We start from the raw sequence: 13,423 nt of genomic DNA on the forward strand, positions 1-13,423 counted from the left end.
ATTGGTTGGTCAAACATCATGAAGAAGCTCCTCTCCGCTATTCTCTTACTTTCTGTTGTAACATCTGTTAAAGCTCAGGACTCGCTTACCATACGTAAATTTTTTGACGAAGCTTTGGTAAACGGGCAATCTTATGAAAACCTACGTTATTTGTGCAAAAAGATAGGTCCGCGGTTAAGTGGTTCTGCTAACGCGCAAAAGTCGGTAGAATGGAGCAAAAAGTTAATGGATAGCTATGGCTTCGATAAAGTTTACCTCCAGGAGGTTATGGTGCCGCATTGGGTGCGCGGCGACAAAGAACAAGGCTTTATCATTGATGGCAAAACACGCATACCTGTACCTATAGCTGCGCTGGGGATGTCTGTTGCAACTCCCAAAGACGGAGTAACCGCAATGATTGTTGAAGTAAAAAGCCTAAAGGAACTTGAGACACTTGGAGAAAGTGTTGTAAAAGGTAAAATAGTTTTCTTTAACGGGCCGTTTGACCAGCGATATATAGAGACTGGTGAAGGTTATGGAGCAGCGGGTGTTCAACGGTTTGCCGGCCCTTCTGCGGCGGCCAAGCTGGGCGCTGTTGGCGCTATTGTACGTTCCGTTACCCCTGCCCTGGACGACTACCCACACACCGGCGGAACCGTTTATGAAGAAGGCGGCCGTAAAATACCGGCAGCGGCAATATCAACTCTTGCAGCTAACAAGCTGAGCAATATGCTTAGGCTTCGCAAGCTGCCACAGATTAAGTTCTTCTTTAAGCAAAATTGCGAATTGCTACCTGATGTAAAATCATACAATGTAATAGGCGAAATTACCGGAACTGAAAAACCTAATAAGATCATAACCGTAGGAGGCCATTTGGATTCGTGGGACCTGGCAGAAGGTGCTCATGATGATGGTACCGGCGTAATGCAGTCGGTAGAAGTGCTCAGAATATTTAAAGCTGTAGGCTATAAACCTAAGAATACCGTTCGCGCAGTATTCTTTATGAACGAAGAAAACGGACACAAAGGCGGTTTGAAGTATGCGGAAGTTGCCGCTCAAAACAAAGAAGATCATCTTATAGCTATAGAAACAGATGAGGGCGGATTCACCCCACGCGGCTTCAGCTTCCAGGGGGTAACTACAGCCAAGCTAAAGGACATCAATAACAACTTCAAATCACTTTTAGAGCCTTACGAAGCAGACCGGCTTGTTGCAGGTGGTGGCGGTACAGATATTGGCCCGCTAAAAGAAACCATTCCTTCGATTGTTCTTATGGGATTCAGACCAGACTCCCAGCGCTATTTTGATATTCATCATACTCCTAATGACGTTTTTGAAAATGTAAATAAACGTGAACTGGAACTTGGTGCAGCATCTATAGCAGCAATGGTATATCTTATAGACCAGCACGGGCTGTAATTAAATAAAGTATACCTACTTATTTTACGGGTTGGTTTGTAAATTGCGCCGCACTATAAATTCTACCACGTGGCTGACGATACAGACAAAAAAACAAAGGTGGACTCCTTTGCCGCTCTACGCTATAAAGATTTCCGCTCTTACGTTGGCATGCGTTTCTTTTTCACGTTTGCATATCAAATGCAAACAACGGTGCTTGGCTTCTATATTTACGAGCTAACACATAGCAAAATTGCTTTGGCTTTTATCGGTCTTGCAGAAGCAGTGCCCGCAGTTGGCATAGCGCTTTACGGTGGTTATGTAGCTGATAAATATGAAAAGCGTAAAATGTTGCTAATGATATTTTCAGGCGTTTGTATGGCCGCACTTACCATGTTCTTGGTTACGCTTAACAACCTGCATAGTTACATTCATCCGGGGTGGATCCTGCCTGTGTTATACGCAATGATATTTTGCAATGGGGTAGCCCGTGCTTTTTATGGCCCGGCAACTTTTACCATTTATGCGGAAAGTATCCCAAAGGAGCTTTATCCTAACGGTAGTACCTGGAGCAGCTCTACCTGGCAAATAGCATCTATACTTGGTCCTTTTGTTGGAGGCTTTGTTTACGGCTTTGCGCCACATATTATTAGAGGGTTAAGCGGCATAACTGCAACCTTCGGCATAATCTTGCTGTTTATGCTTATCTCTTTGGTACTTGTGTACAGGCTTCGTAAGTTTCCGCCGGTGTTTATACCAAAGGAAAACATCTGGAAAAGCCTTAAAGAAGGCCTCAATTTTGTATTCACCAATAAGATCATGTTTTACGCCATGAGCCTGGATCTTTTTTCTGTGTTCTTCGGCGGAGCGGTAGCTTTATTACCAGTATTTGCTTTAGATATACTGCATGTAGGTGCCGAAGGTCTTGGCGTAATGCGTATGGCCTCGTCTCTTGGTGCTGCGCTTACCATGCTCATTATGGTTCGCTTCTCTCCTGTTACACGGCCATGGCGGAATCTGCTGATAGCAGTTACAGGCTTTGGAGTTGCTATAATTGGCTTTGGCTTGTCGCGTGAGTTTTACCTATCCCTGGCCTTTTTGTTTATGCAAGGTAGCTTCGATAGTGTGAGTGTGATTATAAGAGGTACGCTAATGCAGTTGCTTACACCTGATCAGATGCGTGGAAGGGTATCTGCCGTGAACTCTATGTTTATAGGTTCATCCAACGAGATCGGCGATTTTGAGTCCGGCATGGCGGCAAAGCTATTTGGAACGATACCTGCGGTAATATTTGGCGGAAGCATGACCCTGCTGATTGTAACAATTACTTTTTTAAAGACCAAAAAGCTTATTCCACTTTCGTTACAGGAAATACAAGCACCTCAAATTGCACAAAACTCTTAATTATAAATTATCAAAGTATCCTATACTCAAGTAAATTACTTATTACTAATAATTTATAGACATTCTTTATTCTCAAAAGCTATAATTGGTTATATTTGATCAACGGTTTTGCAGCTTGTAAACTACAGGATACTGCATTACTCCTCTGCTATACGTTAACTGTTTACAAGACCCCTTATGCAAACAAACAACAACAGTAAAGGCAAATGCCCAAAATGCGCCAATGGTATACTTACCTATCGCACCGCCAGACCTTTGTGGATGAAAACATTGCTATTTTGGCTTCCAATCAAAAGATATGAATGCCGTAGCTGCTTTAAAAAATCTTATGTCATAGGATCTTATACCAGTCGGATACAGGGCGTTTAGATTTGTATGCACTAACAATTTAGCTAACAGCTACAATACGGGATATCGACAAACAATTCCCCAGGCATTGCACATCCCAAACTTTGCTCACAGTTATTGTACCACCATTACGTACAAATCAAATTACCTTTATACAACAGGTGTTTTCACCCTAAAAAAAGAGGGGAAAATCGGGTAGTTATACGTATATGATTATCCGCCCTCTCGCCATATCTTTACATCAATCCTAAACCTTATCACAAAATGTAATAGTACCAACAACATCTTTGTTGCTGCTATATATCCATAAACAATCCACGATCTTCTATGTAAATCTTTTTGCTTAAATATTATAAATGAATGAATATTCATTTATCTTTGCGATAGCTATGCGGTCTAGAAATATCGACAAAGAACAACTTGTAAAGCAAAAAGCCATTGAGCTAATCGTAAATAACGGCTTAGAAGGCTTTAGCATGAATAAGCTAGCTAAAGCCTGCAACATCTCTGTAGCTACCTTATACATCTATTACCAAGACCGGGACGACCTCATCATTAATATAGCCGCTGATGGCGGTTCACTTTTCAGCGAAGCCTTGATACGCGACTTCGACCCCGAGATGTCTTTTGAAGAAGGTTTGCGCGTACAATGGATAAACCGTTATCGGTTCATGAAGGAACATCCTCAGCTAAATATGTTTTTTGATCAGTTGCGCAGTTCAAGCTACCAGGAAAAGTTTTTGACGGGTTTTCTTCAGGACTTTAAACAGGTGATGAGCAAGTTCATGCACAATATTATAGAACGTGGCGAAATAGAAAAGATGCCGTTTGAATGTTACTGGTCCATTGCGTTTTCGCCGCTTTACTCGCTTGCCAGATTTGACTATGAAGGCCAAAGCCTCGGCGGCATGCCTTTTAAAATGACTGACGAGGTGCTTTGGAAAACATTTGAAATGGTTATAAAAGCTCTAAAAAAGTAAGTATGGAAAACTTTGATCACATATTGCTATTTAAAACCAACATCAGCTGCGAGGCCGATAAGGCTGCGGTATGTGCGATGCTGCGCAATTTCAATGGCGTTGAGCAATTAAGCGTCGACCTGGAAGATGAGGACCGTGTGCTGAGGGTTGTCTCTGCCACCTTAAACCACCAGCAAATAATTAACTTAATAAATCAACACGGCTATACCTGCTGTGAACTAATTTAACATATGGAACAACAACAAACGGTACCATTTACCGGTTACCAAAAATTTGTAATATTTATATTAGCTATAACCGGCTTTACAGTTATACTTGACTTCATGGTAATGTCGCCACTTGGTGATATGCTCATGAAATCACTTAACCTTAAACCTGCTGCATTTAGTGTGGCTGTGTCTGCCTATGCTTTCAGCGCGGGTCTGTCCGGCTTGCTGGCAGCCGGTTTTGCGGACAAATTCGACCGCAAAAAGCTCCTGCTATTTTTTTACAGCGGATTCATTATCGGCACCATCTTCTGTGGCTTTGCGGAATCGTACCCTGCCCTTCTTGCAGCACGTATTATAACCGGGTTATTTGGTGGTGTTATTGGCTCTATATCTATGGCCATTATAACTGACATTTTCGCGTTACAGCAGCGTGGACGTGTGATGGGCTTTACACAGATGGGGTTTGGTGCAAGCCAGGTACTGGGCGTGCCTATCAGCATATATATTGCTACACTTTGGCGCTGGGAGGCACCTTTCTGGATGGTTGCCGCCATTAGCCTGCTGATTTTTATCGCAATTGCTATTTACCTAAAGCCGCTTACCGCGCATTTAGCCATCCAGCAGGACAGGTCTGCCTTTAAACATTTATGGCATACTATAGCCAAAAGCAATTATCGTGTTGGCTTTGCAGCTACCGCGCTCATGTCTATAGGCGGCTATATGATGATGCCTTTTGGAAGCGCCTTTGCTGTGAATAACCTGGGTGTTAGCTACGATCAGCTTACAATATTGCTGATGGTTGCCGGCATAAGCGGGCTTATAGTAATGCCGATGATTGGTAAATTGAGCGACAAAACAGATAAGTTCACCATTTACGCTATTGCGTCTGTTTGGATGATGATCATGTGCGTGCTTTATACAAACTTAGGGCGAACCCCTTTGTGGCAGGTGGTAATATTTAACGTACTGATGATGATGGGTATTATGAGCCGTATGGTTCCTGCCGGAGCCCTTGTGAGCGCTATACCAGAGATGAGCGACCGTGGTGCTTTCATGAGCATAAATGCCTCTATGCAGCAAATAGCAGGTGGTGTTGGGGCTGTTATCAGTGGTTCAATTGTGGTACAGGCATCTAAGGGAAGCCCATTGCAACATTACAATTGGGTTGGTTATGCCATCGTACTGATTTCGGTTGTAAGCATCTTCTTATTGAAAAGAGTAGATAATCTTACGAAAAAGAAAAGGTCAAGCGATAAGGTTGTGATACCGGAAGCAACAGCTGTTCACGAGGGGTTATAGCCGTATTTGTTGCAACATTAAGGCCTTGTTGTGCTAAATACCTATATTTAGCTACCTCATCCCTTAATGCTGTAAACTATGAAAAAGCTTCTGCTTGTAACTACAATTATATCTGCTTCTATGGCTGCAAACGCCCAAACTAAATTCGATCCGCCTAAAACCAAAGCTATTCCCGTTATTGATACGCTGCACAATGTTGTTCTTACTGATAACTACCGCTGGCTGGAAGATAAAAAAGACGAAAAGGTTATAGAATGGACCAAAAAGCAACATGATTATGGTGTAGAGTACCTGGCCAAAACCCAAAAGATCCACGCCGGCTTACAGGAGCAGATAGCGGCTTACATTAACATGGACTATGAAGGCCCGTTAAATAACGTTGGCAAGCGGGTTTTCCAAACAGTTAAGCTGAAAGGCGATAAGCAATCTAAAACTTACACTATCCTAAACGGCAAAAAGATATTGATTTGGGACCCGGTACAACTGGACAGCACAGGCAAGACTTCTACCACCGGTATCAATTACACTTACGATGGCGAGCGCGCAGCAGTAAACGCACAAAAAAGTGGTGCCGAAGTAAACACTGTGTACTTTATAGATACCCGCACCGGTAAACAGCTGCTGCCTCCATTAAACAACATCTTCGGCTTTCAATGGACTCGCGACCAGCAGCATGCCTACATTACCCTGCGCAGCCAGGAAGATGTAGATAAGCAAAATCCACTTAAAACCTTTTTATTGAAGGTGGGCGACCCGGTCGAGAAAGCCGTTTTTATTGGTACTGTAGCAGATGCCAAGAACAGCTATTACATATATGATAATCGCTACAGCGATGTAACGTTCAGTGGCGAGAGTGACTTTTACTCCAACACCCTTAAGATACGCCCCACGGGCAGCGTTAAAGAAGGGAGAAAGATATACAGCAGCAAAAAGTTCGCGGCATATCCGGATGCTATTGGCGATAAGTTGTACATCATGACTAACGACAATGCGCCGAACTACAAACTCATGATAGCCGACAAGGCTCAGCCAGACTACAAGTATTGGAAAACGCTTATACCTGAAGGCAAAACAGTAATGGAAAATTGCGTAGTAACTAAGAATAGCATTATTGTACAAGATAAGCTGGACCTGGTGAGCCGCCTTACTATTTACGATCTCAACGGTAAAAAGCTGCGAGCTATGCCCCTGCCCGAAAAAGGCAGCATTGGGAGCGTAAGCTATGACCGCGAGCTAGACTCTGTCTATATATCACTTGTTACGTTTACCTCTACCCCAAAAACTTACGTTGCCTCGCCGAAAGATTACAAGTGGCGCTTATTCTATCAAAGGCATTTACCTGTGGATATGAGCAATATCGTGGGCGAGATCAAGTTCTACAACTCCAAAGATGGCACCCGTGTACCGGTATTTGTGGTACATCGTAAAGACATCAAACTGGATGGTAACAATCCGGTGCTGCTTACAGCTTACGGTGGCTTTCAGTCGGGGATAAAGCCCGGCTATATGGGTTTCTACGCTCCCTTCATCAATGCCGGAGGCGTACTGGTCGAGCCGGGCATTCGCGGAGGTGATGAGTTTGGCGAACAATGGCACCTGGATGGCATGCTGGCTAAAAAGCAAAACTGCTTTGACGATTTTTATGCCTGTGCCGAGTGGCTGGTAAAAGAAAAGTACACCAACACCACCAGGATTGTAGCCATGGGCGGCAGTAATGGTGGCTTGCTGATGGGCGCGGCAGCAACCCAGCGGCCGGACCTGTTTAAAGCCATTGTATGCCAGGTTCCGTTATTAGATATGTTGCGCTATCACAAATTCCTGATAGCACGCTACTGGATACCTGAATATGGTGCAGCTGAAGATGCTGAGCAATTTCAATGGCTACTGCGTTATTCGCCATACCACAATATACGGGCAGGAGTAAACATCGCTCCTATGCTGGTAACCGCCGGCGCTAACGATACTCGTGTTGACCCGATGAATGCCAAGAAGTTTGTGGCAGCTGTACAAAATAACCCCGGCCAGGTAAGCCCGGTTATTCTTCACATGGATTTTGACAGTGGCCATGGCAGCGGGCAAAGCACCGAACAATCTATAAAAAATTGGACATTTACGTTTGAGTACATAATGAACCAGTTAGGGATGTAAGTAGATGACCTAAAATGAAAAGTAAAGCACCACTAATTGTTGTAAGCATTGCAATGGCAACAACCAGTTGTATTAATCTTTTTAACCCAGGTAAAGTAAATCTTATTCAAAGCATTCCAAATAACGACAAAAGCAAACAGGCTATAACATTTGTTAAAGAAGGAAATGCAACAACTGAAGATAGCTATCATATATCTGTAAAGTCAGCAACTGATAGATTAACCGATTCAGATGTTGGAAACGCGTTTACATGCGACTTAAATCATGGAAAAATAAGGCTTGATTCGACAACGATTAAGGTTCATTGGCTTGCTAACGATAAACTAAAGGTAACGTATGACCAACATATAAGAGTATTTAAGGCTGAGCACATTGTAGATGGTGTACAAATAAACTACAAGCTTCTTAACTAGTTCTATACTCTTATTTACCATTAGCAAACTTTACTTATACCCAGCCGCCTGTAAATTAAACAGCTCTGCATAACGGCCTCCTTTTGCCAACAGTTCCTGATGGTTCCCTACTTCTGCAACCTGCCCTTGCTGGAGTACCAGGATGCGGTCGGCCATCCGTACGGTGGAAAACCGATGCGAGATAAGCACGGCCATACGTCCTTTCGTAAGTTCCGCAAAGCGTTCAAATACTTCAAACTCAGCCCTGGCATCCAAGGCGGAAGTTGGTTCGTCAAGTATCAGCAACTGCGCGTCACGCAGGTATGCCCTGGCAATAGCCACCTTTTGCCACTCCCCGCCTGATAGTTCTACACCCTCAAAAAAACGTTTACCAAGCATTTGATTGTAGCCGCCCGGCAACCTTTGCGCCAGTTCGTCGGCCAGGCTTTGTTTCGCAGCTGCTTTTATCAACTCCGCGTCTTCTTTAAGGGCGATGTTGCCCGCAGCTATGTTTTGCGAGAAGGTCATCTGGTATCGCAGATAATCCTGGAAGATGATACCGATGTTAAACCGCAGCTCGGCAAGGTCATATTCTTTCAGATCGTGTCCATCTAATAAAATCCGGCCTTCAGTAGGGTCATAAAGCCGTGCAAGCAGCTTCACCAGGGTGGTTTTGCCTGCACCATTCTCACCTACCAACGCCAGTTTTTCTCCAGGGTGCAGGGTAAAGCTTAAATGCCGGTTGGCCCAGCGTTCGGAGTGGATGTATTTAAAGCCAACATCCTCAAAAGTAAAGCCCTGTATAACTGGATTAGGAAACGGCAGCGGATTGACCGAAGGATGGATTTTCGGTTGTATGTCAAAGAACTCAAAAAAGTCTTGCAGATACACCGCGCCTTGTGATACGGCAGTAAAACGGGTAAGTATCGCCTCGAGCAAAGAACGCAGCTGCCTGAATGAGCCTGCCAGGAAGGTAAGTTCTCCCAGGGTAATGTGCCCGCTAACCGTACGCGCAATAATGTACACGTAAGCGCCGTAGTAGCCTAAACTACCCAGCAAAGCAAACCCGGTACCCCAGGCAGAACGTTGGATAGCTATCCGCCTGTTGTCATAGTAAAACTTATTAGAGAGCACCTTAAACCTGTCAATGATAAAGGCCGACAGATCAAACATCTTTACCTCTTTAGCCGTTTCGTCGCTGGCTCCGAGGTAACGCAGGTAGTCCAGTTCACGGCGCTCGGGAGTTTGGCGGCGACTAAGGGCATAGGTTTGGTCGTTAAAGTAAGACTCGCCCAAAAATGCAGGAAGTATGGTTACCAATAACAACAGGATAAGCCAGGGATTAAATGCCATTAGTCCGGCTGCCAGGAACCCCATTGTTATAAGATCCTGCACCTGGCTCATCACCTGCGATAGTAGTATAGTACGACCAACGGTTTGTTGCCGCGCGCGTTCCAGTTTGTCGTAGAATACAGCGTCTTCAAATTGATCAAGATCCAGCGTAGCAGCGTGGTTCATGATCTTTACAGAGGTATGGTTAGAAAAGAGATCGCCAAGCAAACTGTCAAACAGCGTAATTGCGCGACCAAGTACATCATTAAAGATTACCAGGCCAAACTCCAGCCCAACAAGTTCCCATATATAAGGGTGAGGGCTGGTCCCGCTCGTCTTGGTGGCCAGCACCACCTGGTCTATAATGAGCTTACCTACATACAGGATAAGCAGCGGCAGGGCAGAACGTATAAAACGCAGTAATATGTTTACCAGCGTCATACCCGGACTGGTTTGATAAACCAGCCTGAAGAATGCAGGCAAGCTGCGCAATGCTGCCAGCCGTTCCTTAAGGGTTAGTGTAGGCGTATTTTTTACAGGCGGACGGTCTTTTAAGGGCATGTAGCTTTAACGTTTCCGCAAGGTAAGGGTTTGGCTACTTTGCCATGATCGCGCGGATGTCATCTTCTGTCCCGCTGAAAGGTCCGGCATTTTCAATCTTTAGGGCTGCCATTGCCGACGCAAACCTTCCCGCATCTGCAATATCATCACCTTTAACACGGCGGTAAAGGTAACCAGCCATATAGGTGTCGCCGCAACCTGTAGCATCTACAACCTCGGTAGGCGTATACGGTGGAATATCGTAAAACACGCTGTCCGCATAAATTACCGAACCCATACTGCCCAGGGTAACTACCACCTCTTTTACGCCCCACTCAGCCAGTATCTTAGCCCCTTCGCGGATGTCGGCGTTACCTGTCAGCACCTCCAGTTCATGCTCGTTTACTTTCAGGATATCTACATATTGCAACGCCGCACGTTTATCGGCCCAGTCAATTGCATTAACTTGTTTATCTACCACCTCTCGCAAATATCCCTGTGCATCAACAGATACATTGCCCCGGCCAAACAGGTCCTTTATTAGGCTGGTTGGCACATCATGCGCTAACAGCGGGCCCAGGTGAAATATCGTTGCTTCAACATCCTTCAGGGACTCTACGCTAAACGCATCAGCAACCTGTAAAACGCGCTGGGTGCGGTTGTCCTGGTTATCGCCATATATGTTCTCAAAGTAAACGGTATGCTTGCTGGGCAACGCTTTTACAGCTATTCCTAGCTCGCGCAGGTCTGCAACACTCTGCATTTCACTCTCTGCAAGTGCTGTTACAAGGCTGTAGTTTACATTCATGTGCCGCATAGCATGCGAAAAGTAAAAAGCAGTGCCACCGGCCATGTGCCGTACAGCACGCGGAGTAACAATTTTATCGAGGGTAATATGGCCTATGCAGCAAATGTCAAGCATCACAAAAAATTAATGAACGGTAAATATAAGCTTGTCAACTAATTGTTACCATAGCCGCCGCACTTTAGCAGGGATAAATTTTTAACTTGCCGTATCTCACATTTACTTAATAATGAACTACTACATCTCTCAACGCTACAAACTTTCCTGTGTAATCTTAATATTGTTAGGTGCGTCATTCTCAGGGCAAGCCAAAGCACAGGCACCGGCAGACCCCTATATGGGCATCATCCCCGCTCCTGCCTCGGTTGTGCCGGCAGCCGGTTCTTTCAGGTTAAATGAATCAACGCTGATTAAAGCCGATGACCCAAAAGATAAAACCGTGCTGTTTCTTAAAGATTATCTTTTAACTAATCGCCATTTCAATAATAAAGTTTCTAAATACAACCGGAAAAACAAGGTAACTAGCGGACTGGTGCTGACTGCCGTTGGAGCTGATAAGCTGCCCCCGGAAGGCTACAAGCTTACAATCACCCCAAAAAAGATCACCATTATAGGTAAGAATGCGGGGTTGTTCTATGGTGTACAAACGCTGCTACAGTTGCTCCCGGTAGAGCCATCTGCTGCAGGACTACTACCCTGTGTAACGATTGAAGACTCACCCCGATTTGGCTATCGCGGTATGATGCTGGATGTATCCCGCCACTTCTTTACTGTACCGCAGGTAAAGAAAGTGATCGAGATGATGGCATATTACAAGCTAAACAATTTTCACTGGCACCTGGTAGATGGGCAGGGCTGGCGCATTGAGATAAAAAAATATCCTAAGCTTACAGAGGTGGGTGGCTTTCGCCAGCAAACCATGTTCGGCAACAACCGGGACTGGCCGGACAGCCTTAACTATGGCGGCTTTTACACGCAGGAGCAGATACGCGATGTGGTAAAATTCGCTGCGGCACGCTACATAAATGTAATTCCCGAAATTGAGATGCCTGCCCACTCGGACGCGGCGCTAAGAGCCTACCCCGAATTGCGTTGTGAGCCTGCAGACCCCAAAGCGCCCTCACGCAGCATTAATGGCATATACTGCCCCACCGAGGAAACCTTTACCTTCCTCGAAGGCGTACTTACCGAGGTGATGGATCTCTTTCCGAGCAAGTACATTCATATAGGCGGCGATGAGGCCAATAAGCAGCCCTGGAAAGAATCGGCCTTTGTACAGGGCCTGATGAAAGAAAAAGGTTTGAAAGATGAAAAAGAGGTACAAAGTTATTTTATCCAGCGCATGGAAAAGTTCATTAACTCCAAAGGTCGCACTATCATAGGTTGGGATGAGATCCTGGAGGGCGGCCTTGCACCTAATGCCACGGTAATGAGCTGGCAGGGCGAAGAAGGTGGCATAGCAGCAGCCCGTCAGCACCACAACGTTATCATGACACCCCAAACTACAGGCAATTACTTTGACCATTACCAGAGTGGCTCTCCCCAGGAACCGGTTTCTTTTGGCCGATATGCGGTACTGCAGGAAACATACGACTATGACCCGGTATCTAAACAGCTTACCACCGACGAACAAAAATATGTTATCGGGACACAGGGCAACTTATGGACTGAATATGTGCCTACTGTAGCAAAACTGCAATATCAGATCTTCCCGCGGCTATTTGCCCTGGCAGAAGTTGCATGGAGCAAACCCGCGAACAAAAGTTACAACAACTTTGCCAACGTACGGCTTGCAAAGCATTTTGAACGCCTGGAAAGCCTCGGCTACAACTATAGGGTACCCACAGCTCTGCCCACTTTAGACACCGTACTTATTGGCAGCAAATTCACGTTCGAACCAAAGTCAGTTGTACCGGGCGCTAAGATCTATTATACACTTAACGGCCGCGATCCGCTGGATACCGATTGGGAGTATACCTCGCCTGTTACCATTATAGTTCCTGCAAATGAAAAAAGGGAGTTTAAGACCAGGGTGATAACACCAAAAGGCAGGCGCAGCATTGCCACACGCGTACTGCTGGTAAACCGTGCTGTTATGCCCGCTGCAGATATTACTGCTGCCAAACCCGGTTTAAAATACAAGCTGGTAAAAGGCCGCTTTACCTCACCAGATCAGTTGGATTATGTAATGCTTACAGACTCGGCAACTACACCACAGCTTAATGCGGAGGCGTTTAAAAAAGACGCCCCTTACTTTGGTGTGGTGTACAACGGCTTCATCAACATTGATCAGGACGGAAGTTACAACTTCGGGCAGGCCTCCTATACAGATACGCAGTTATTTATAGACGGCGAAAAGATTACTGAAAACGAGCCGGTACTGCCACTGGCAAAAGGCTTACATAAAATGCAGGTAAAGTACATTTACAGTACTCCTGTACAGGTACCCGGGCAGTATCGTGTGAGGCAGACCCCGCTCAAGATTTATGTTACAGCGCCCGGCGGCACAAAAGAGGAACTTGACGCTGAAAGCTTGTTCTATTAGAAACCATTTAGCCGGTATAACATAAGCTTAATATAGGCTGAATT

The 13,423-nt window shown here is 45.2% G+C and carries 10 protein-coding genes; 8 read left to right on the top strand and 2 right to left on the bottom strand.

Annotation, left to right across the window (positions count from 1 at the left end):
• Window positions 1–18: 18 nt before the first annotated feature.
• From AC59GT_RS11870 to AC59GT_RS11900, 7 genes are all read left to right on the top strand, one after another.
• Entirely contained in the window at window positions 19–1,398 is a 1,380-nt protein-coding gene (locus AC59GT_RS11870) for a M20/M25/M40 family metallo-hydrolase (protein WP_497237830.1), read from the top strand.
• 69 nt (window positions 1,399–1,467) lie between these two features.
• Window positions 1,468–2,781, top strand: coding sequence for an MFS transporter (locus AC59GT_RS11875; RefSeq protein WP_497237831.1), 1,314 nt, complete (start codon window positions 1,468–1,470; stop codon window positions 2,779–2,781).
• Window positions 2,782–3,485: 704 nt separating this feature from the next.
• Complete coding sequence (locus AC59GT_RS11880; RefSeq protein ID WP_235854021.1) at window positions 3,486–4,109, top strand: TetR/AcrR family transcriptional regulator; 624 nt, start codon at window positions 3,486–3,488, stop codon at window positions 4,107–4,109.
• A gap of 2 nt (window positions 4,110–4,111) precedes the next feature.
• Window positions 4,112–4,336: a hypothetical protein gene (locus tag AC59GT_RS11885; protein WP_497237832.1), complete on the top strand. Its 225-nt coding sequence runs from the start codon at window positions 4,112–4,114 to the stop codon at window positions 4,334–4,336.
• A gap of 3 nt (window positions 4,337–4,339) precedes the next feature.
• Entirely contained in the window at window positions 4,340–5,617 is a 1,278-nt protein-coding gene (locus tag AC59GT_RS11890) for an MFS transporter (RefSeq protein WP_497237833.1), read from the top strand.
• A gap of 78 nt (window positions 5,618–5,695) precedes the next feature.
• Complete coding sequence (locus AC59GT_RS11895; RefSeq protein ID WP_497237834.1) at window positions 5,696–7,765, top strand: prolyl oligopeptidase family serine peptidase; 2,070 nt, start codon at window positions 5,696–5,698, stop codon at window positions 7,763–7,765.
• Window positions 7,766–7,779: 14 nt separating this feature from the next.
• The gene (locus AC59GT_RS11900) at window positions 7,780–8,178 is read left to right on the top strand and encodes a hypothetical protein (RefSeq protein WP_497237835.1); all 399 of its coding nucleotides are present in this window, start codon (window positions 7,780–7,782) and stop codon (window positions 8,176–8,178) included.
• Window positions 8,179–8,208: 30 nt separating this feature from the next.
• Here the strand turns inward: AC59GT_RS11900 and AC59GT_RS11905 are convergent, their stop codons facing one another.
• A complete protein-coding gene (locus tag AC59GT_RS11905; RefSeq protein ID WP_497237836.1) occupies window positions 8,209–10,050 on the bottom strand; it encodes an ABC transporter ATP-binding protein in 1,842 nt (613 codons plus the stop codon).
• A 34-nt stretch (window positions 10,051–10,084) separates the two neighbouring features.
• Window positions 10,085–10,951: a PfkB family carbohydrate kinase gene (locus AC59GT_RS11910; protein WP_497237837.1), complete on the bottom strand. Its 867-nt coding sequence runs from the start codon at window positions 10,949–10,951 to the stop codon at window positions 10,085–10,087.
• A 112-nt stretch (window positions 10,952–11,063) separates the two neighbouring features.
• On the opposite strand from AC59GT_RS11910, the gene AC59GT_RS11915 reads away from it, so the two are divergent.
• Complete coding sequence (locus AC59GT_RS11915; protein WP_497237838.1) at window positions 11,064–13,379, top strand: family 20 glycosylhydrolase; 2,316 nt, start codon at window positions 11,064–11,066, stop codon at window positions 13,377–13,379.
• Window positions 13,380–13,423: the final 44 nt, after the last annotated feature.

The sequence above is a fragment of the Mucilaginibacter sp. 320_HR genome (assembly GCF_059691875.1).